Below are 19,270 nucleotides of genomic sequence, written 5' to 3'. Positions count from 1 at the left end.
TGCCTATGAGCATTACCGTCGTCGCCGCGACCACGGTGACCGGCATGCACCCGCTGTCCGTCACCTGTTCAACAAGATGCTCGGACAGCTCTATCACTGCCTGCAAACCGGCCAAAACTACGACCCGGTAAAAGCATTCGGCCAACCGCCCACGACACCAACAACGGCCGCCGCGGCTTGACAGTTAGCAGAATCGGAGGTCTTTATGTCAACCCGTGGATGCGGGTGTGGGGTTAGCCTGTTGGGTGGGTCCGGGTTGTGGCTTGTCCGAAGGATCGGTGTTCGGGTTGGAGCCGGTCGCGCTGGAGTCGGTAGTCGTCCCCGATTGCCCTCCCGGGCCCGCCGATTCGCGGCGTTGTTGGTCGGCAAGCATGCGCGCGTAGACGACGTTGGAGAGTCGTTGTTTGAGTGCGCGCATCGATTCCATCGAGGTCTTTGCTGCGGCTTTGCGGGTGTCGAAGTAGACGCGGCCTTTGGTGGGATTGCGGAGTTGGACTACGGCCATGATGTGCAGGACGCGGTTGATGCGCCGGTTCCCGGCGCGGGAGAGCCGATGGCGTTGCTGCTCTCCGGAGGAGGCGTCCAGGGGTGCGGTGCCGTTCCAGGAGGCGAATCGGTCCCGGTTGCGGAAACGGTGGATATCGCCGGTGTCGGCGAGAAGCCTTGCGGCGCTGGATGGTCCGATACCGACCAAGTCCATCAACGTCGAGCCGCGGTCGGTGACGAGCTGGCGCAACTCTTTGTCGGCGGCTTTGATCTTCCGATCGATGCTTTCGAGTTCACCGATCAGCTCGACGACCAGCCGGCGTCGGGCTTTGCCGAGCGGATCGCGTGGTTTGATCGTCGCGATCAGCGCCCGGGCTTGCTTGGCGGACAAGAACTTCTTGGCCCCGCCAGGGAAAAGCTCGAGCAGGAACCGGTGCAGACGGTTGATGGTTTCGGTGCGGGCGCGTCCGAGTTCGTCGCGGCGATCAGCGAGCATGCTCAGCAAGAGCAGGTCTGGATCGGGTTCGACCCGAAGCAGGTTCGGTGAGTGCAGTGCGGCCATCGCGACCGAGTGGGCGTCGACGGGGTCGGTTTTGCATCCGTTGCCGGTGGCGAATACTCGTATTTGTGCAGAGAGTTTCGCTGGCACGTCCAGCACGGTTTCCCCGTCGTGGACCAGGCGGTGCGCGATGTGGCGGCCGATTCCGTTGCAGCCTTCCACCGCCCACACTCTGTTCCCGAATTGCTTCCCAGTGGTAAGCATTTCGGCGTAGCCGGCTTTGTCGGTGCCGTATCTTCCGACGGTCAGGATCTTGCCGGTGTGGTCGATGATTTCGATGGTGGCTGAGCGTTTGTGTGGATCCATGCCGATGATGACTGCCATCGGTGTCCTCCCTGGTCAGCGGATGTTATCGGCGAGGGAGGGCAACGCTACTTCGAGCTTCGGGCAGACCCCTTTCCAGCCACTCCTCGCGCGGCGCCCGGCGAGAGGCAAGCCATGTGAGAGCCACACCAATAGCGCAGGTGGGCAGCCGATTTGGGAGCTTCTCGCCGGGCACCTGGACCAGATCCAGGCCGGGATCAGGTCCTAGCACCAGTCTTAAGTAGCCGATGAGCGATCACTCGTATCACTGCCTTGTCGTGGCGCAAATTGAGATACTCAGCTATGGGCGAGATTGATGATCACATCGGCGAAATTGACCGTCAGCGGCGTGAGGCCGAGATGATGCGTGCGTGGGTGGAGCAGCACCGCGCAGTCTTCGACGGGAGTGGGCGTTACGGTTGCGGCGACGCGGTGAAATCGCTTGGGACTCCACATATGGACCTCGTTCTCGACTTCACCCAGCGCGCTCTCGCAGCTGGGTTGGGTGGCCGACGCCGCTTCTTGACCGCGCCCGACGGGAACCGGTATGTTGCCCGCTTTGACGACCCTGACGCCCGACATCGGACATCCAAGCGCACCTGGTTCGGCGGTAGGAAGCCTGCGGTGGAGCCCATCCGTGACAGTGAACCAGTCTGGGAACTTGCCGTATCTGCTGGACACCATGACGACCCTGACCATGCACGGGCGCGCTGGTTGGTCAGCGGGAACGACTACTTTGAGACGTCGCTGAACTATAGATGGGGAAGCCGGGATGATTTCGCGCGCGCATGCGCGTTGGCGCTTCGATCGGCGTAGTCCGCTGCGTTGCGTGGAGGAGGCCAACCCGAGCTGATGTTGGTATCGCGCGCATCAAACGCGCTGAATTGCCGCTGGGCACGCGGTCGACGAACGAGATACTCTGCGGTTCAAGACTGGCGAGTCACTAGGCCGACGTTTTGAGTCAAACCGTTCCTGTATACCGGCGCACCACGTCGCGCAGTCGACGTTGTTCTTGCTTGACCTCCTCTGAATCGACTCCCTCAAGAGCGAAGAGTTCAGTGCTGGCATGACGGACCAACCCATCGCGGGCCTTCTCGATCCTCGCGTAACCGACACTGAATGCTCGCTCGTCCTCATCCGTCCATCGACTAGGCAACTTCTCAAAGGTTTTGAAGAAGTCAGGATCGGTTGCAGCAGAATATAATTCGGCACAGGCGGTTGCGACCATGCGGGCATTCAGCATACGAAGCGTGGCTGCGTTCGCGCCGATCGTATGTGCGTCCACGCCGAGCAGGCCGTGCAGCTCTTCCGCCTCTGCGAGTGGCAGTTGGGGATATGCAAGATTCATGCACTTACCTTGTAAGCGTAGAGCAGTCTCGACCGCGTCGACGCACGACCGAATCACCATCTCCCGCTGCCACTTGCGAAGTTCGCGATCGTCGGCAGCGCGGATCGCAGCGCGGTTCGTACGGTTGTTAGTGTGGACACCGATCAGCGTCACACATGCGATGACAAGCGAGCTGATCAGTGGAAGCCACATAGTCACTTGCACAGCATCGCACCGTAGCGCACCTGGCTCAGAAGAATCGGAGCCAATGACCACTGACTCGGCTCCAGTGGGCAATTTTGCTGATCGGAACATCCTGTATAGCCGATGAGCGACGTCGGTCGAAGTATGTCGTCGCAGCTTCTGATCGGATTCCCCGGGGCTAACATTGCCGAGAACATGAATGCTGATTTCACTTTCTGGGGGGCATGGGTGCGTATCGGAATCTACGTCGGGGCTGGCTTTGCGCGCGTGGAGGCTGTCCTGGAACTGGTCCGTTCGGCTGCCGATGGTGGTCTGGACAGCGTCTTTCTGAATCAGGTCCTAGGTTGGGACGCGCTGACGGTCGCCGGGCTGGCGGTGCGAGACGTCCCGGAGATCGAGCTGGGAACCGCCGTCGTGCAGACCTTTCCTCGGCACCCGATCGCGCTGGCATCGCAGGCGCTCACCGTTGCCGCCGCGGCGGGAAGTAATCGGTTCACCCTCGGTGTCGGTCCGAGCCATCCGCAGATCATCGAAAGCAACTTCGGGATGTCCTACGAGCGACCGGCCCACCATGTGCGGGAGTATTTGTCGGTTCTGATGCCGCTGCTTCGCGGTGAGGCGGTGGATTACCAAGGTCGGACAATTCGAGCCGCGGGCACCGTCGATGTCCCCGATGCGGTTGCCCCGCCGGTGCTGTTGGCGGCGTTGGGGCCGGTAATGCTGCGTATCGCAGGTGAATTGGCCGACGGCGCGGTGACGGTTTGGAGCACGCCACGGATCGTCGCCGAGCACGTCGTGCCGCACGTCTCGGTCGCTGCTGCCATGGTCGGACGGCCCGCTCCACGTATCGCGGCGGTGGTGTCGGCGAGTGTCACCGATGAGCCGGTCGAATTCAGGCAGCAGCTGGCACAGCAGCTGGCACAGGTCTCCGCGTTGCCCAGCTACCGAGAGTTTTTGGACCGTCAGGGACTCAGCGGTGTCCATGAGACGGCTCTGGTCGGCGACGAAGCGACGGTGGCCGATGGTATCCACGCGTTCGCGAATGCCGGTGTCACCGATCTGTTGGTGAGCATCCGCGGCGACGCCGAAAGTCGTGATCGCACGCTGAAACTACTGTCTGCCCTGCGCCGAGCCGGGACAGACCCTGCACCGACGGGAAGCTCGAGCTGAAGACACCCCTTGTACCCGGCACATCGCAACGGAACACCCCAAATGCCGCGGTGCGGGCGTTCGCGTGGGCACAATCGTTGACCGGCAACTGATCTCGCGAACGTCCGCTACTGCCGCGACCCGCGCGTTTCGAGCGGACCGTGGCCGGGCCTTGGACTCGGTCGGCCGCCCGGTGCCCGTGGACTACCGACGTCACCCTTCACCCCGGAAGGTGCTGACCCACGGTGGGGCAATACGCTTCTGCGGTGTCTATCGGCTCCACCTTCTCCTGCTCGTGCTGTACGGAACTACACGACGGCCCACCATTCAGCTACGGAGCCCTCGCACCCGCGTATTGGAGTACTGCCCTCGCCGGCCAACCAGGCAGCGTGCTCGGAGAGGAACAGTGCGTAATCGCGGACACACATTTCTTCGTGCGGGCGCGCCTGATCCTGCCAATCGTGGACATCTGTTGGCGAGTTCGACTGGGGAGTCTGGGTATCGGTCAGCAAGCACAACTTCGACAAAATGTCAGAGTTGTGGGAGAAACCCGAACGGGCCGAGGAACCACCGTATTTCGGGTGGCTGGCCACGGAACTTCCCCTGTACGAACCGACGACTTTGGATCTGAAGACCAATCTCTATACCCAACCGGTCGGAAGTCGGCCAGTCATCGAGTTAGAGCCCACCGACCATCCGCTGGCTCTCGAACAACGGATCGGGATCACGGTAACTCGTGTCCGATCGATCGCTGAACAACTCCTGCATGCGAAACCCGTTGTCGAGTGAACGGTAAACATGCGCTTCTGCCGCTAACTGGTCGCTTCGGGCCGGGTGGCTGTGCTGGTGAATCCAGATCACCGATCTAGCCAATGTGCTCTGCGATGGTGACGCGGTCCAGCAGTACTACGGCCCCTCGTTCTTCGGTACCGGACCGTACGGCAACGGCAACGCGGGGGTCAGGGTGGCCCGGAGACGCTGTGGGGGCAAGCCGGTGGTCGTCACTCCCGCGATGCCGCAGGGTACGGCAACATGGCCCGTGAGGTGATCGAGGCGTTCCGTCGTCAGGGGCATCTCGGTGGAGATGACGAACGCCAACGCCAACGATTTCGAGCGTGGTCTGTGGACCCGTCCGCGGTCAGCTGCTCGCGGGGTTGGCCGGGTGTTGCGGTAGCTCCTCGTGTCGTGAACCAGCCAGCGCAGCAGCTTGACCGCACACGTGGTCGAATTCCTGCACTGGCTTGCCACCTCACGACTGTGGAGTCGCGTGTGTGCGCCGACTCCGTGTGGGGCTATGCGATACCAGTGCAGACGATCTCGTTGCCGGGGCACCAACAGCAAACTTGAAGGCCCTCAGGGGTATTCACGATTTGGCAATCCGTGCAGTCATCCGCTGACACCGCGGAACCACTTTGTTTGCTGGCCGCGCTCAGCGCACGAGAGAGCGAACGCTGAGTCGCTGAGAGCACGCCCAGGAGGAAAGCCAGCCCTGACTGTGACTCATCGGGCTGCTTGAACGTGATCGCAACCACCGGATGCGTGTGATCCCTGCACGTTGTCGTCGCCATGTGCTGTATCGACTCGACCAGCTCGACAGGAACGCGCGACCAACGCTCGCATGAGGCCGAGCTGGTGAAATACAAGCCTGACGGCTCGTCGGCGACTTTCGCCAGACCGAGAATCTTTACATCTTCAGCTTCCGGAAGCTCGTCCGCCGACAACTTCGAAACGAACTCGTCTGGACTATAGGAACGCATTTCCCTCTCCCTCTGCGTATTCGTCGTGGTCCTCGTGGCGGTTTCTGGTGTGCATGGACCACTGCAGCTCACACACCACGCCAGTCACCCCCGCCGTGCGGCCCTCTGCCGTCGCGACCACAGCGCCGACCGCCCCACCGGCCGACCTGCTACCCGTTCCAGACACCCCCTGCTGGAGGAATCACGTACTGGCGTCCGGCTACGACTACCGCCTTCACCAACCCCCAGCATCCGTTGCGTAACAGATTCATCATCGCACCGTTGACGCGCGCCGAGAAGGGCCAGTCGCTGGGCACACGCCCTTCCCCGAATCACTACAACCACGACCGGCTGCACGCCAGGATCGGAATCGACCACCCGCCAGCCGGATTCCCCTTCGTGACTACCGGCTCACCGACATCGGCATCACGGTCCCGATGACCTTGGTCCCGCGTCACGAACAGCTCGCCCTTGAGATCGACATCGCGGAAACCTCCTGAGGCACTCACCTGTCCCGCCTATCCCGGTCGCCGAGACCGTCGACCGCACTGCAGTGCGCCGTCGTCGGCGACCACAAACCCGGGCCGCGCCCACGGCCTGGGGTGAGGAACGCGATATCGGTCCGGGTGAGCGTGCCTCGCAGCCTGCGAGCAGTCATCGAGCGCGGCGGCGCACACTCGGGTGTTCGTAGGTGAGCGCCAGCGCAATCCGTGCCCGGGCCGAAGCCCATCGTGTCGTCGAGCTGTTCGGGTAAACGCTGGCCTTGGTCGGATGCTTGTCGTCCATGCCATCGTTCGACGCCACTTCTCTGGGGGCGCCCGGGGAGTGGGATCCGGATCTGAGAACGTCTGTGCAGCGCAGCGGCTTTCGCGGAGAATGTAGCAGATCGCGACAGGTGTGGTGAAACAGTTGGAAGGCGCGGATTGGGCCGAGCTCGTCGAGATGCTTCAGTTCCTGCGTGACTGGTTGGCGACGCTGGCCCAGAGGTAGAGCAGTCGTTCCGCGGCTTTGTCGGTGCGGAGGGTCATCAGCTCGGGCAGGTGGTGGCCGATCTGGGTTCCGGTAGCAATCGCCGAAGAAACACAGGATATGCGTAATCCGTTGGTAGCGAACTAGTTTCGTGTTCAGGATGTGGGTTTGGGTAGTGCTTGGCTTGGCGCTGATGTGGCTGGTCGGCGTGGAGGGGGTCGGGGTTCGTGGCGACACGGGTATTCGCGGACGGGGAGTTGGCGGTGTTCTCGCAGGGGTAGGTGGCGCCGATCGAGAGGCCGCGGCGGGGCTATCTGACGTCAGGTACTGGCAGGACGATCGCGGTTGCGCCCCTGCATGGAACATTCTGCGCGGCAATGCAGTACGTTCGGTCAACCGTGCACACCTCCGCCCCACCGGCTACCGACCGCTACGGGTCCGCGACAACCTGTTCTGACCACGGACGCTCCTGTAACCGTCGGAGCTATAGCGGCGGAGGTTGTGCGAGGTCGACCGATTTGATGCGCCCGGTGAACTCGATGCTTCCGGTGGAGGCGGCGTCGATGACCGTGTAGTTCGACCACCGGACCCCGTACCTGATCATCGCGCTCGGGTCACCGAGCCATCCGGTGACAAATCCTGCGCCCAGGCCCATGGTGAGATGCCGTGGGCGATCACATCCGGAAGGCCCGCGAGCGCGGCGACCTCGTCATGCCAATGAATCGGGTTCGCATCTCCGGAGACCCCGGACCGGTACGCCTCGTACTAGCGAAACGCCGTATCGTTCGGGTCTTGTCTCCTACGGACACGCGGGAGATTGGACCTGCGCGAGGTTGGCGACGATGTCGCACGCCCGACGTCTCGCCGAACTGGTCACCCAACACTGCCAAATCGTCATCGCGACCCACTCCCCGCTCCTGCTGGCGCTGCCCCATGCGACGATCTACGAAATCGCCGAGGACGGCACCATCGACGACGTCACCTACGACGAAGCCCTGCCGGTCCGGCTCACCAGAGACTTCCTCGCCGAACCGTCCCGCTACCTTCGCCACCTCGTCGACGGGAATGACAGCGCGGCGAGCCTCGGAAATGCAGGCGGGACAGCCGATATCGGGCCGGGTCACTATCCAGGCAGGTAGTAGCCGGTACGGATGTTGTTGGCGATATAGCGGAAGTAGGTGTCGTTGAGTGCTGCGGCGGAGTCGAGTCCGGTGGGGCGGCCGGTGGCGTCGAATTGGACGTGGTTGCCGAACCAGTCGCTGACAATCTGGGCTTGGCCCTCGATCGAGTAAGCCAGGTAGTCCAGGCCCGCCGCGGCGTAGTCGTAGGGGTCGCCGCCGCCGACCTCGTCGAGCTTCGCCGCCAGCGCTCGACCGAGGATGGCCAGGTCGAAACCGGTGTGGTGGATCTGCCAGGCGTGCACCAGCTCGTGGATGAATGTTTCGCCCCGGGCCTTGGCGCGGTTCTGGCGTACGTTCTGTCGGCCCAGTCCGACTTTTCGCGGGTCGTCGTAGCCCTCGGAGCCCATATTGAGCGAGATCTTGCCGTCCCACATCGGCAGGGTGAACGGGCGATCGTCGGGTCCGAGGACGTCGGTCAGCCGAATCTTGTCCCGCGGCGGTAGGGTCCCGCCGAAGACGGAATCGTTGGCCCAGGAATACTCTTCCGGCGTGAGTTCGCGGTGCCGGCTGCCCAATTCGACAATCGCGGCGGCGGCGATGGCCAGCAGTGTGTTGCCCGGGCCCGCCATCCACAGAATCTCTTCCAGGACACAGGCACCGGGAACCAGGGAGCCCGTGGCGATCAGCGAACCGATCTCAACACCGGCGAACACCACCGCACCGACCACGATACCGCCGGCGGCGCCGACCGCCCACTTGACCGCCATGGATACCAGGCCCTCGAAGGTCTCCCCGATGTGGCTGGTGTACTGCATATCCATCGCATGCCGCGCGGTGGCCCAGGCTGGCAGGCTCGACTGCACCACGGCGGTCCGTGGGTAGATCACTTCCCAATCATGGTCGCGGCCACTGGGATTCACACTGCCGTTATGGGAAAAGGCGAGCACCTGCGGGTCGCCGAGGGTGGTCCGAATGAAGAAGGCCACACCGAAGTCGTAACCGTCTGCGCCGCTGTCGTGGGCGTGGCCGTACCACTGCACCGCCCCGTCTCTGCTGATATTGACCCCGGCGAACCCGCCGAGCGCCGCGATCCCACCGCTCTCGATCGGCTCGCTGAACCTGATGACGGCGACCGGGATGCGGAACCACCTCTGCCAAACGCCGTTCCACACGATGCTGTGGATCCCCCGGTCGGCACCGATGCCGAATATATCCGCGTAGTAGGGGAATTGGCTGACTCGCCGGGCGATGCCGGTGATCGGTGTGCCGGTCGGCAGTGTGTCGGATTCGGCGCCGACCCGCTCCCAGTCCTGCCAGTGTCCATCCACCTTTTGGGCGTGGTACACAACACCATTGGCGTCGAGCGCGACCACTCCGGGCCAGAGGTCGAGGAAGGTCGCGGCGACCTTGCTTCCCACCGGGAAGGTTCGGGTACCGATCCTGGTCCAGTCCTGCGTCAGCTCCCCGAAGGTCATGGTGGCTTCGTACACGCCGCCGTCGCCGTCGATCGCGAATATCGCCACCTCGTAGGGGGCGAGCAGCAAGGTCTCGATCGGGGTCAGGCGCGGAAAGGCTTTGGCGCCCAGGCGGGTCCACTCGGTCCATTCCTCGGCCTCGATGGAGAGGAACACCCCGCCGTCACCGTCGACCGCGAACACGTCTACCACGCCCGAGCGTGCCACCGCGGCGACCGGGGTGCCGATCGGGAACGTCTTGGTCCTGATCCGATACCAATTGCCCCAGTCGCCGGTCCACGCCACGCCGAATACCGCGCCGTCGCCGTCCATGCCGAACAATTCCATGACGCCGGCGCCCACGCGGGAGACCGCAGCCAGCGGCGTGCCGACGGGAAAGGTTTTGTCGCGCACGGGACCCCACTCATGCCACTGCCCGTCCCACCAGGCGCCGTGCACGAGACCGTCACGGCCGACGGCCCACACATCCATATGGTCCGCGTCGCGCGCGACCGCCGCGAGCGGCGTGCGGGGCGGCAGGTTGATTGTGCCGATCCGGATGTAGTCCAGCCAGTGGCTGTCCTGCTGGATCGTGTAGACGCTCTCATCGCTGCCGACCACGATCACATCCAGCACCAAGGGATTTCGGGACACCACCGTGGTCGGAGTGCGCAACGGGAACCGGTAATCGGTGCCGTACAACGCTCCCGAGCCGAACTCCCGGACCCATCCGGTGTCGACGTCGGCATCGGCCGCCTCCTCCACCCGCCCTGCGGCCCTGAGCCGCTCGGCCAGCACGCCCAGCGCCCTGGCCAGAGCTTCACGCAGCGCGGGATTGTCCGGTTCCGTCTGCGCCACGCGACGCAGATCCTCGATGGCCGGCCGCGCGGCCGTCACCGCTTCATCATCGGGAAGATAGCGCAACGCGTAGACGGCCCGGAGCGCGTTGATGTACACATCCGACAGTGGGAGGGCGCGATTCGCCGCCAGTTGCAGGTGCAATTGGATGCCTTCGCGCGCGGTGACGGTGGCGCCGTCCACATCGGCGGCGGCGGAGAGTTTGGGCGCGAGTTTTTCGCTGAGCACCCAGGCGAGAAAACTCTGATATCTGAGCTCTTCAGGGTGGTCCGCGCACAACTTACGCAACACCGCTGCAGCGGAACGGGTTGCGGTGATCGCCTCGGCGCCCGGGATGAAATCGGCCGCGTAGCTGAGGCGTATCGCTTGGACAAGAACGTCTTCGGGTGCCAGCGCCGGATTCCCCGCCAACTCCAGTTCAATCTGAATACCTTCGCGCGCGGCCGCAGCAGCGCCATCCTTATCCCCGGCAGCGGTTAGCTTGGGCGCAAGCCGCTCGGTGAACATCGAGCCGAGGAAGCTGCGAAAAGTGAGCTCGTTGGGGTAATCGGTACTGAGTTTGCGCAATATTGCTGCCGCAGAACGGGTTGCGGTGATCGCCTCGTCGCGCGGGATGAACTCGGCCGCGGAGCTGATGCGGACGGTCTGGGCGTACACGTCTCCGGGTGCTAGCGCCGGGTTCGTGGCCAATTCCAATTGAATCTGGATACCTTCACGCGCGGCCGCTGTAGCGCCATCCTTGTCCGCGGCGTCGGACAGCTTGGCCGCAAGCTTCTCGCTGAGCAACGAGCCGAGATAGTTCTGGAAGGTGAGATCCTCCGGGTAATCCGTGTGGAGCTTGCGCATTACCGCGGTCGCGGCTTGGGTTGCGGTGACGGCTTCGGTGTCGGTGAGTAGGAATTCCGCCGCGTTGACCGCCCGGACCGCTTGCGCGAAAACATCCGTGGGCGCCAACGCGGGGTCGGCCGCCAGTTGCAGTTGGATCTCAACGCCTTCGCGAGCGGCCAGCCCGGCCGCGCTCTTACGACCGGCCGCGGCCAAACGCGGTGTCAGCAGATCGGTCAACGCCAACCCCAAAGAGCTCTTATACGACTTGTTCTGCGGATCCCCGCTCAGCAGCTCCCGATACTTCTGCACTTCCTGCTCTGCCTCGGCCACCGAACCGGCAACAAGCGAATCCCGCGCGCCGGTCACTGCAACGGCCGAACCTTCGTTCATGGCAACCACTCCCCGTCTTGTGCGTAGTCGATTGAGCTGGGTGCACTCATCCATACCGCCCGATGTCATCCCCACGTTCCTCGCCCGCGCGCCCGCGGGAAAGCCTTGGTCAGCTCAGCGGACCGGAGAGCGTTCGCGGCTGCGCGCGGGCCCACGCGATATCGTCCACCGCCAGCCATTGCTCACCGGCCACGGTCGCCGGGGTCACGCCGGTGAAGGCCAGCACATCGCGATGCAGGTGGGGCTGATCGGCGTAACCGCTTGCGGCCGCGAACCCGGCCGCGGACTCGTCCGCGGCCAGGCGATGCACGGCGCGGTCGAAGCGGACCAGCTTCGCGGCGCGCTTGGGCGAAAGGCCCACCCGCCACCGAAATCGGTCCCACAGGCGCTTGCGAGCTGGTCACGCTGAGCTGGTGTCAGGTCATCCGGTGTTTCGGCCGCATCCATATCGCCGTCTACATGGGTGTCTGCGTCAATGCTGTGTCAGGCGTTTCAAGGTTGACTTCGCCCACTCATCGTCATCGGGTCGACCTTCAGCGATCCACAGGTCGTGGTTTGCGCGCATCCTGTCGAACACTCGCAGCGCGCCGTCGCCGGTCCCGGCACGGTCTTCCTCCGCGGTTGAGCGGAATGCCAGTGCGAGTCGCATCGCAGGATCAATGGACGCGATGCTGGGCGGACCCATGACCACGGGAACGAACACCACACCGGGCGCGCCGCGTCCGGGATCGTTGGCCCATTCCCCTTCGAAGTTCCGCCGGTACACCTCGCCGACGAACCGCACCAGCGGATCGACCTTGTCCTTGTTCTCGGCCGAGTACAGCACCCTGGCTCGTCGGGCTGCGCGATTTCGCCGGACAGTGCAGGCCATACGGATGCCCACTGGTTTTCGACCTCGGTGTCAGGCACTTGGAAATCGGTCTGATCTTGCAGTTGCGATGCACGCGTACCCATCGCGACAGCGAACGCGCGCAGCGTTTCCAATCGTGGTGTGTACGTGCCCGCTTCGACCTTCTTGATCTGCGACAGCGACACTCCAGACGCTTCCGCCCGCTATCGTTGCGTCATGTTGCAGAGGTGAAGGTCCGAACGCCCTGCCGCACCCCTCCGGGGCTTGCCACCCAATCCTAAGGTCGCCAGGCAGAGAGTGCGTAACCAAGATGTGACCCCGGCGAGCATCGCGATTTCTTTCCGGCGTAGGCCCGGAACCTGCCGTGCCGCGCCGGGGACGAACCCCACGTGCTCCGGACGCACGAGCGCGCGCAGCGCTCGCAAGAATTCGGCCGTTACCGCCGGTCTGACTCTGTCATGGGTCAATGGCCCGCTCGAAGGCACCCATCCGGGAGCACTCTTGCAGCGCGGCACATTTAGATAGGTCCGGTTCGGTACGGGATTTACAGTGCAGCGCCGGTGAGCCTCACCAGGCACGTTCGTGGGACCCGCTCGAACGGGGTTCGTTCATGTCGTCGCATCGGGTCTGTTGCTGACGTTCGGCTTCCAGTAGTGCCGAGTTCGCCTCAATAAAACTGGATATCGTGTCGAACTGGGAGTCGGCGGAGTAGTATCGCTGCTTGAGTTCTTGGACTTTCGCTTGGTAATCCTGGATCAATAGCGTGGCCGCTTCGGCGGCGCTTCTGCTGAACTGACTTTCGGTTAGCTCGCGTACGGTGCCGGATTCGATGCGAACCGAGAAATTCCGCATGCCTATCGTGGAGATGGTGATTCGCTGGTCGCTCGATGCGCCGACAGCCTCGGTTTTGTCTCGGTCGGCAAAGAATTTCATATCCGGCGAATTAGCGGCGTCAATGATCAGGTTGGTATACTCGATCACCCTTCGGTAATGCCGTTGCCATCCGACCCACAGCAGCTTTGCGATACTGGTCAGCGCTTGCTCCAGCATCGGTTCGTCGACGAATGCGTATGCGCTGTCCCCGAAGAACAACGCGATATTGGTCCGCTGGGACAATTCAGCTTCGATTTCCGTCCCGGGCGCACGTACGCGTACCTGAATATTGTCCAGCCTCGCGGCTAAATCCTGCACGGTCTTTCCCCTAGCCTGTGTGGCCTATACCGTCATCACCGATGAGTTCGCGATCACTCATCCCTGCCAGCCTCGGGCGCGCGGCGACGAGTAGGCCCTTGTTTCCGTGCATTACCTCAATCAGCGCCCGCACCCTATTGGCCATCTGCTGTGTCTCGACCTCTTGAATGTATTTGGTGAGGTCTGCGATGGCCTGTTTCATCGAGTTGATGATGGAGTCACAAGTGTTCGCGTCTGATGTCGCCTTGCCGGCGAGGCCTGCATTACCGATGGCCGCAGCCGCGCCGATTGCTACGATCGGCGCCGTAGCACCCCCGGTCCCGACGGTGATAATCGCTCCAAGGGCTGTGCCTACCGCGGAGAGCACCGAGAACTCGAAAGACACATCAGCCTTACTACAGCCATGGGCGTGGTCGAAGGCATCCAGCGTGTGGTGCGCGATATTGTCGATGTCTGTGCGCGCTTTGCGCCACATCTCTTGGTGTGCCTGGAGGACGCCTTTCATCATCGACAGCGCCGTGAACTGGTTTCCGGAAATCGTTTTGAAGGTGTCGAGGAAGTTGGCCTTGAAGGCCGTCGCGGCCTCACCGGTCCAGTCATGCAGATAAGCACCGTCGGTCGTTATCTTGTCCAGGTTTGTCCCGACGAATCGTACGTCTTCGCTTAGTTTGGTGATCGGGGTGGATTGAGTCATCACCTTCTGCATCGCTGCGGTCAGGTCAGCGATCAACGGGTTGTATTTGTCCGGATCGGGCAACCTGGAGAACGGCTCGAACAGTGGCTCGATGAATGCAAAATACCGCGTGATCGCCTCCCGGTCGGCGCTCTGGCTTGCCACCGGACGGTCGGTCTCCTTGACCGCCAAATCGATAGCCTTCTCCTTGATTTTGTGCGCGTGCTCCACGAGCTGCTCGAAACTCATGGCCTACCGCCCAGTTCCGGGTCGTCGTGCACGCGGCGGTTCATCTCGTCGGCCGCCTCTCGATCCATCCCCGCGAACATCCGCGCTGCCCTGTCCAGTGCTGTCGCCGTGTCGTCCAGATTTGTTCTGGTTTCCTTCATAAATCCCATCACGGTGTCGTGCAGATCGAGATAGACCCGGTACACCGGACCGAGCGTGTCACCACCGAATTGCTCTGGACGCCGCATCACCTGCTCTACCTCACCCCGGACCCGGTCACAGTTACCGATCGTCTCGCCATAGTCGGCCGAGATCGCCGGGAAGTGCGCCTTCGCCGCTTGCTCCAGTCTGTGCAGATCGACGCCGAGAGCCTTACCCTGGTGAACCACGTTCCCTCCCTCTATCCCCATCTGATCTCATATAGGCTCAGACCTCGCCCGCCCAGCCCCTGCAATCGCCCCGTTCGCACAGTACTCGGGAGCGAAGGAGTACTGAAGACAAAAGATTTAGGGGGCGGTCCTTGCTGTCGCCTGCCAAGGTGATGGGTTCTGGCGCAGATAGCGTGATCGCGCTGGTCGGCGTGCCACCGCAGGATCCTGATCGGTCTCGGGGAAGGTGAAACGCGTGCGTTGATCTTGTTGAAATGTTGTTGCCGCACTTGAACGATTTGCTGATCCGGTGTGTCCGGACCGAGGTCGATGCAATGGTCGTGGTCGCTGCTGTTGCCACCTCGATGGCCCGGTGCACCGGATGCCGAACCCCTTCCAGCCGTGCGTATTCCCGTTATCGTCATCGGCTCGCTGATGCCGCTGTCGCCGGGCGGAGGATGGCCCTGCGGCTGGTCGTGCGACGGTTCTTCTGCGTGGATGCCGACTGTCGGGCAAAGACTTTCGCTGAATAGGTCGATGGGCTCACGGTGAACGGGCACGGCGCACCGATCAACTGAATGCGGTGCCCACCAGGATCACGGTAGCGCTGGCGGGACGGGCTGGGGCTCGGCTTGCTGCCCAGCTGGGGTTGCCGGGCAGCCGGGATACGCTGCTGCGGCTGATCCGTACACTGCCTGACCCGCCGGTCGGTGCGATCACCGTGCAGTTGCCTCGACGAACCATGTTCCGCAGCAACGGAACCCGTCCGCCGCCTGCGGTCCCGACCGCCGACGCCGGTCCCGCCGCGCCGACGCCGGCAGCGGCACCCGTGGCCGACGACAAGTACACGCAGCTGCGGGCACGCACCCGCAAACGTTTCGATGCCGTCCACCGGCTGAATTCACAGGGAATGGGATTGAGAACGATCGCCACCGAACTCGGCCTTGATCGGAAACCAGTGCGGTGCTGCGCAACTGCCGCCTCACCGGATGAGGTGATCGCCGCTGCCACCTCACGGGTGGCGGTACTGGATGGGTTCGTGACGCACTTGCTCCAGCGGTGCAATGCCGGGATCACCGACATTGCCACGCTTACCGCCGAACTGTGCACCAGCTCGGTTACCGCGGCAGCCAGCGCACCGTCTACCGCTACCTGTAGACCCACCGCTGCGGCCGCAAACCGGTCCGGCCCGTTGCCGATCCCGGCTGCGGCACCGAAGATCCGCACCGTGACGCCTGGATGTCCGGAGGGGGACACGCGCGCTAAACACACAACTCGACCTGCGGACGCGCTGACCAGTGCCGTGCCCGGATGCTCGCCTAGTAGCTACCCGATGTGCGGCGAGCTCGGCTCGTAGCCGAAGGTAACGAGCGCCGCGTGATCGAAGCCATAAATCGACAGTTGAAACCTCGACTACCCACCGCTTGCTGGGTAGGTCGTATGTCCAGATAGTGAACGGGCGATAACGCCGACTGTCAGAACATTCCGAACGGTTGCCAAAGATTAGCTATTGGGTTTTCCTTGTGCACGCGGAGAAGCGCCGCACTCGCACTAGGGGGATCGTGAACGTGACAAAGGATGCAGCCCAATGAATATCGTCGTGTTTGGGCGCAAGACTCTACTGGCGGCAACTGCGACCGCCTTGGTAGCGATGGGGTTGCTATTTGCCGATGGGGTGGCATCTGCGGATGCGGTGGCCGACAAGTCCCGCACCGTCGGCACCGATGACGGCTGGACGTTGACGGTGACCAAGACGTCGGAGACGTTGGATCGCTACCCGAATCTGGCCGCGACGATGTTCTCCCACGAAGGTTTCGTTTCGCTCGAGGCCATTGCCGAGATCAGCGGCACCGGCAGCAAGCCGGTGAGTTCGGGCCAGGTCAGCTTCGGCTATCAGGTCGGCTGCCAGATCGACGTATCCAGTGGTCTGACCACAAGTCTGGGCTTCTCGGTGGGTCCCAACGCGTCGGTCAACATCTCCTACCCGCAGAGTGTCAGCCTGGGCATGGACGCCTCGGTCAATCCGAACCTCAGCACCAACCTCGAGCCCGGCTCCATCGCCACCATCGAATTCGATCGCAAGCAACTGGCCTCCGGTCGCGCCTCGATCGCCATGGACCAGGTCGAGGCCAAGGTCGACGCCTTCATGGGCCCAGTTTCGCTGCGTTCCTTCGCCACCGCCACCATGTCCACCCCCACCGCGGACAACACCACCACCGCCTACGGCGACCCCATCTGGCTCTAACACGCACCCCTACATCGCATTCCAGCGCGGCGCGCTCAACGCGGCGAGTGCGGACGCAAAAGGAGAAGCACGATCATGGCCAGCAACACTCAACCGCTCCACGCCAAGGGCGAATCCGACGATGGTGCACTTGCGGTTCCCGGATTCCTCGTCGGACTGATCATGCTGATCGCCGCCTTCGCGACACTGGACCGTATGCCCGATTGGGCCGATGATTACGGCGCGATCTTGGTCTATCTTGCGTTCTTCCTATACATGTCCATTGCTGGACGGCTCACCTGGTGGGGACTTGACACCTTCTATGCACGCTTGAAGCAAGGACGGAGCGGTCGATGAGCCACCCGAGACACGCGACCCGGGTTGCCGCGACCGCTATTGCGGGTATCGCCGCAGCTGTCGGCATCGGATTCGCCTCTTTCACAACACCTTCCGCCTCGGCCGTGCCTTGTGCCGAGTGGCAACAAATGCACCCCGGCTGGCCCTGTGTCGACACACCCTCCATTCCGCCAGCGCCACCGCCTGGACCACCCACGACTCCGCCGGCCGTACCAACACCCGCACTCCCTGGCCAACCTCCCAGCGATGGCGGCGGCGGAAGCCGAGCCGGGGCACTCACGCCATCGCCGATCGGTCCGGGCAACGGAACACCGATTGTGTCTGTGCCAGGTGCGCAAACGCCGGTTCTACCGGGCAACGAGCATGTTGCGCCACCAGCTGTGCCGATTCAGACTGCACCCGCGCCGACTCGACTCGAACCATCCATCGAAACCAGCGACCCTGCACCTCCGAGCAGCGCGCCGATGCCGATACCCACGCTCCCGCCGTCGCAGCCGTCCACACCTGTTCGTGAACGCGGTCCCGCGGCTGCAACCGAGAACGATACGTTCGACGGCCGTATCCCGTTTCTGCTCATTGCGGCGGTAGCGGCGTTCATCGCCGGAACGACCCGCTCCGTCGCAGGCCGCCCATCTTGGCTCGATCGGTTGTTGAGGCGTGTCGACGAAGAGGTACCTCGTCCTACCCGTCCGGACACGCCGCCGCCGAATCCTGAGGACCCGACTTACCAGTTCTGGCTCTCAGCCAGCCCGTGGCAACGTGCATTCTGGGACGCCTACAACTGGGCCCCTTTCGGGATGGAAATCCATCACCTCATCGAGCAGCAGATCTTCCGGGACTATCCGGGCGTATTCGAGCAGGCCGAACGCGATTTCTTCACCAACCTGCGAGGGATTTACAAGAGCGTCGCCCCTCGGATTCACCAGGGCAGACTTCGCGAAGCATGGAATGCGGTCTATAGGTTCCTCATGGCATCAGGCGTGATGCCCGAGAATCCTCAGGCAATGTCGGGGCCAGAAGCGTTGGCGTTGCGGCGGGAGTTGCTGTTCTGGGCAGTGGTCATCGACATCTTGCTCGGCGACCAGATGAACCCGGAACCCGTCATCCTCGACGATCCCGAGTTCACCGACATCTTGCGCTCGCTGGGTGTATCGGAGGCTGACATCGCCAAATTCCGGGATCTGACCCCCGAGCAACGGGTAGAGCTTCTGCAGATCATCTTGGATGCGCTCAACGGCCAGTCACGCGACTACCGAGACTATTTCCCCGCCGCTCAGCTGCCGGCCCCGTGGGAGCTGTCAGATCCAGATCCTGGCCAGGAGCAGCGGTATCCGACCGCCCCGCCCTCGGCCGCCGACGACCCGACCATCCCGCCCAACCAGCCCACGACCCCGGAACCGAGCGATAAGCCCGAACTCGAGGCGCCGTCCCAGCCCGACGTGCCGGGCTGGCTACCACCGCCACCCCAGGGCTATCACTGGGAACGGGGAACAAACGGATACGGCTGGCTACTGGTCCCGGAGGTTCCTTATGCGCCGATCCCGCCGAACCTGCCCGCCGCTCCGCCGGGTTACTACTGGTACACAGGTTACGGAACCGCATACCTGGTTCCCAACATTTCCCCCTCCGGGTGGCCCGACCCGCCATACGGATATCGGTGGGAAGGCTTCGGATCGGGATATGTCCTGATCCCCTACCCTGGATTCTCAACAGCGCCTTCGACGCGGCCACCCGCTCCGACAGGCATGTACTGGGCCCAGAATGCCGACGGCTTCTGGGGACTGTTCCCATACCCTGAATTAAACCCGCCCCAACAACAACCACCCAGCCAACCGGGCCCCAGCACCGCCCCTGGAGACAAGCCCTCCGAGGACTCACCGTTGTTCCCTGGAACACCGCCAGGAATCGTGCCCGGCATCCCCGGCATCTTGCCCGGCGTACCGATACCCGTAGTGCCGTGACCGCCACATCACCGACCCCGATGAGACCCGCAAC

At 63.2% G+C, this 19,270-nt stretch carries 17 protein-coding genes and 5 pseudogenes; 10 read left to right on the top strand and 12 right to left on the bottom strand.

What is annotated here, in order from left to right:
* Positions 1 to 181, top strand: a pseudogene (locus tag ACIBCN_RS28685) (IS110 family transposase); the annotation flags it as partial.
* A 27-nt stretch (positions 182 to 208) separates the two neighbouring features.
* Here ACIBCN_RS28685 and ACIBCN_RS28680 read toward each other — a convergent pair.
* The 3 genes from ACIBCN_RS28680 to ACIBCN_RS28670 form a co-directional block, all read right to left on the bottom strand.
* On the bottom strand, positions 209 to 1,369 hold the full coding sequence (locus ACIBCN_RS28680; RefSeq protein WP_396994789.1) for an IS110 family transposase: 1,161 nt from the start codon (positions 1,367 to 1,369) through the stop codon (positions 209 to 211).
* A gap of 276 nt (positions 1,370 to 1,645) precedes the next feature.
* Positions 1,646 to 1,930: a hypothetical protein gene (locus ACIBCN_RS28675; protein ID WP_396994788.1), complete on the bottom strand. Its 285-nt coding sequence runs from the start codon at positions 1,928 to 1,930 to the stop codon at positions 1,646 to 1,648.
* 379 nt (positions 1,931 to 2,309) lie between these two features.
* Positions 2,310 to 2,849 carry a hypothetical protein gene (locus ACIBCN_RS28670; protein WP_396994787.1) on the bottom strand — a complete coding sequence of 180 codons (540 nt, stop codon included), beginning with the start codon at positions 2,847 to 2,849 and terminating at the stop codon, positions 2,310 to 2,312.
* 153 nt (positions 2,850 to 3,002) lie between these two features.
* Here ACIBCN_RS28670 and ACIBCN_RS28665 point away from each other — a divergent pair, with 153 nt between their 5' ends.
* The 3 genes and pseudogenes from ACIBCN_RS28665 to ACIBCN_RS28655 form a co-directional block, all read left to right on the top strand.
* The gene (locus ACIBCN_RS28665) at positions 3,003 to 4,049 is read left to right on the top strand and encodes a TIGR03564 family F420-dependent LLM class oxidoreductase (protein ID WP_396994786.1); all 1,047 of its coding nucleotides are present in this window, start codon (positions 3,003 to 3,005) and stop codon (positions 4,047 to 4,049) included.
* A 224-nt stretch (positions 4,050 to 4,273) separates the two neighbouring features.
* Positions 4,274 to 4,507 (top strand): annotated as a pseudogene (locus tag ACIBCN_RS28660) (DUF2199 domain-containing protein); the annotation flags it as partial.
* Positions 4,508 to 4,532: 25 nt separating this feature from the next.
* A pseudogene (locus ACIBCN_RS28655) lies at positions 4,533 to 4,817 on the top strand (DUF2199 domain-containing protein); the annotation flags it as partial.
* Between the two features lie 503 nt (positions 4,818 to 5,320).
* Here the strand turns inward: ACIBCN_RS28655 and ACIBCN_RS28650 are convergent.
* Both ACIBCN_RS28650 and ACIBCN_RS28645 read right to left on the bottom strand, forming a co-directional pair.
* The gene (locus ACIBCN_RS28650; protein ID WP_396994785.1) at positions 5,321 to 5,785 is read right to left on the bottom strand and encodes a hypothetical protein; all 465 of its coding nucleotides are present in this window, start codon (positions 5,783 to 5,785) and stop codon (positions 5,321 to 5,323) included.
* A gap of 1,456 nt (positions 5,786 to 7,241) precedes the next feature.
* Positions 7,242 to 7,483: pseudogene (locus ACIBCN_RS28645) on the bottom strand (MaoC/PaaZ C-terminal domain-containing protein); the annotation flags it as partial.
* Between the two features lie 92 nt (positions 7,484 to 7,575).
* Between ACIBCN_RS28645 and ACIBCN_RS28640 the strand changes: the two are divergent.
* Positions 7,576 to 7,872 (top strand): hypothetical protein, encoded by a 297-nt coding sequence (locus ACIBCN_RS28640; RefSeq protein WP_396994784.1) that lies wholly within the window; start codon positions 7,576 to 7,578, stop codon positions 7,870 to 7,872.
* Here the strand turns inward: ACIBCN_RS28640 and ACIBCN_RS28635 are convergent.
* The 7 genes and pseudogenes from ACIBCN_RS28635 to ACIBCN_RS28605 all read right to left on the bottom strand — a co-directional run bounded on the left by ACIBCN_RS28635 (position 7,857) and on the right by ACIBCN_RS28605 (position 14,715).
* Complete coding sequence (locus ACIBCN_RS28635) at positions 7,857 to 11,384, bottom strand: hypothetical protein (protein ID WP_396994783.1); 3,528 nt, start codon at positions 11,382 to 11,384, stop codon at positions 7,857 to 7,859. The two genes, ACIBCN_RS28640 and ACIBCN_RS28635, sit on opposite strands and share 16 nt — an antisense overlap.
* Positions 11,385 to 11,493: 109 nt before the next feature.
* On the bottom strand, positions 11,494 to 11,769 hold the full coding sequence (locus ACIBCN_RS28630; RefSeq protein ID WP_396994803.1) for a helix-turn-helix domain-containing protein: 276 nt from the start codon (positions 11,767 to 11,769) through the stop codon (positions 11,494 to 11,496).
* 87 nt (positions 11,770 to 11,856) lie between these two features.
* Complete coding sequence (locus tag ACIBCN_RS28625; protein ID WP_396994782.1) at positions 11,857 to 12,210, bottom strand: hypothetical protein; 354 nt, start codon at positions 12,208 to 12,210, stop codon at positions 11,857 to 11,859.
* 128 nt (positions 12,211 to 12,338) lie between these two features.
* Positions 12,339 to 12,422, bottom strand: a pseudogene (locus ACIBCN_RS28620) (hypothetical protein); the annotation flags it as partial.
* 379 nt (positions 12,423 to 12,801) lie between these two features.
* A complete protein-coding gene (locus ACIBCN_RS28615; protein WP_396994781.1) occupies positions 12,802 to 13,425 on the bottom strand; it encodes a hypothetical protein in 624 nt (207 codons plus the stop codon).
* A 10-nt stretch (positions 13,426 to 13,435) separates the two neighbouring features.
* Complete coding sequence (locus tag ACIBCN_RS28610; RefSeq protein ID WP_396994780.1) at positions 13,436 to 14,347, bottom strand: hypothetical protein; 912 nt, start codon at positions 14,345 to 14,347, stop codon at positions 13,436 to 13,438.
* Entirely contained in the window at positions 14,344 to 14,715 is a 372-nt protein-coding gene (locus ACIBCN_RS28605) for a hypothetical protein (protein ID WP_396994779.1), read from the bottom strand. Before ACIBCN_RS28605 ends, ACIBCN_RS28610 begins: the two co-directional genes overlap by 4 nt.
* 254 nt (positions 14,716 to 14,969) lie before the next feature.
* Here ACIBCN_RS28605 and ACIBCN_RS28600 point away from each other — a divergent pair, with 254 nt between their 5' ends.
* The 5 genes from ACIBCN_RS28600 to ACIBCN_RS28580 all read left to right on the top strand — a co-directional run bounded on the left by ACIBCN_RS28600 (position 14,970) and on the right by ACIBCN_RS28580 (position 19,236).
* Complete coding sequence (locus ACIBCN_RS28600) at positions 14,970 to 15,227, top strand: transposase family protein (protein ID WP_396994778.1); 258 nt, start codon at positions 14,970 to 14,972, stop codon at positions 15,225 to 15,227.
* 50 nt (positions 15,228 to 15,277) lie between these two features.
* Positions 15,278 to 16,051 (top strand): hypothetical protein, encoded by a 774-nt coding sequence (locus tag ACIBCN_RS28595; protein WP_396994777.1) that lies wholly within the window; start codon positions 15,278 to 15,280, stop codon positions 16,049 to 16,051.
* 318 nt (positions 16,052 to 16,369) lie between these two features.
* A complete protein-coding gene (locus ACIBCN_RS28590) occupies positions 16,370 to 16,939 on the top strand; it encodes an MspA family porin (protein WP_396994776.1) in 570 nt (189 codons plus the stop codon).
* A gap of 75 nt (positions 16,940 to 17,014) precedes the next feature.
* Positions 17,015 to 17,275 carry a hypothetical protein gene (locus tag ACIBCN_RS28585; RefSeq protein ID WP_396994775.1) on the top strand — a complete coding sequence of 87 codons (261 nt, stop codon included), beginning with the start codon at positions 17,015 to 17,017 and terminating at the stop codon, positions 17,273 to 17,275.
* 464 nt (positions 17,276 to 17,739) lie between these two features.
* Positions 17,740 to 19,236, top strand: a complete 1,497-nt coding sequence (locus ACIBCN_RS28580) for a hypothetical protein (protein WP_396994774.1) — start codon at positions 17,740 to 17,742, stop codon at positions 19,234 to 19,236.
* Positions 19,237 to 19,270: the final 34 nt, after the last annotated feature.

It is taken from the genome of Nocardia sp. NPDC051052, assembly GCF_044456045.1.
Lineage (GTDB): Bacteria > Actinomycetota > Actinomycetes > Mycobacteriales > Mycobacteriaceae > Nocardia.
This window is presented reverse-complemented; position numbering and strand designations above follow the sequence as displayed.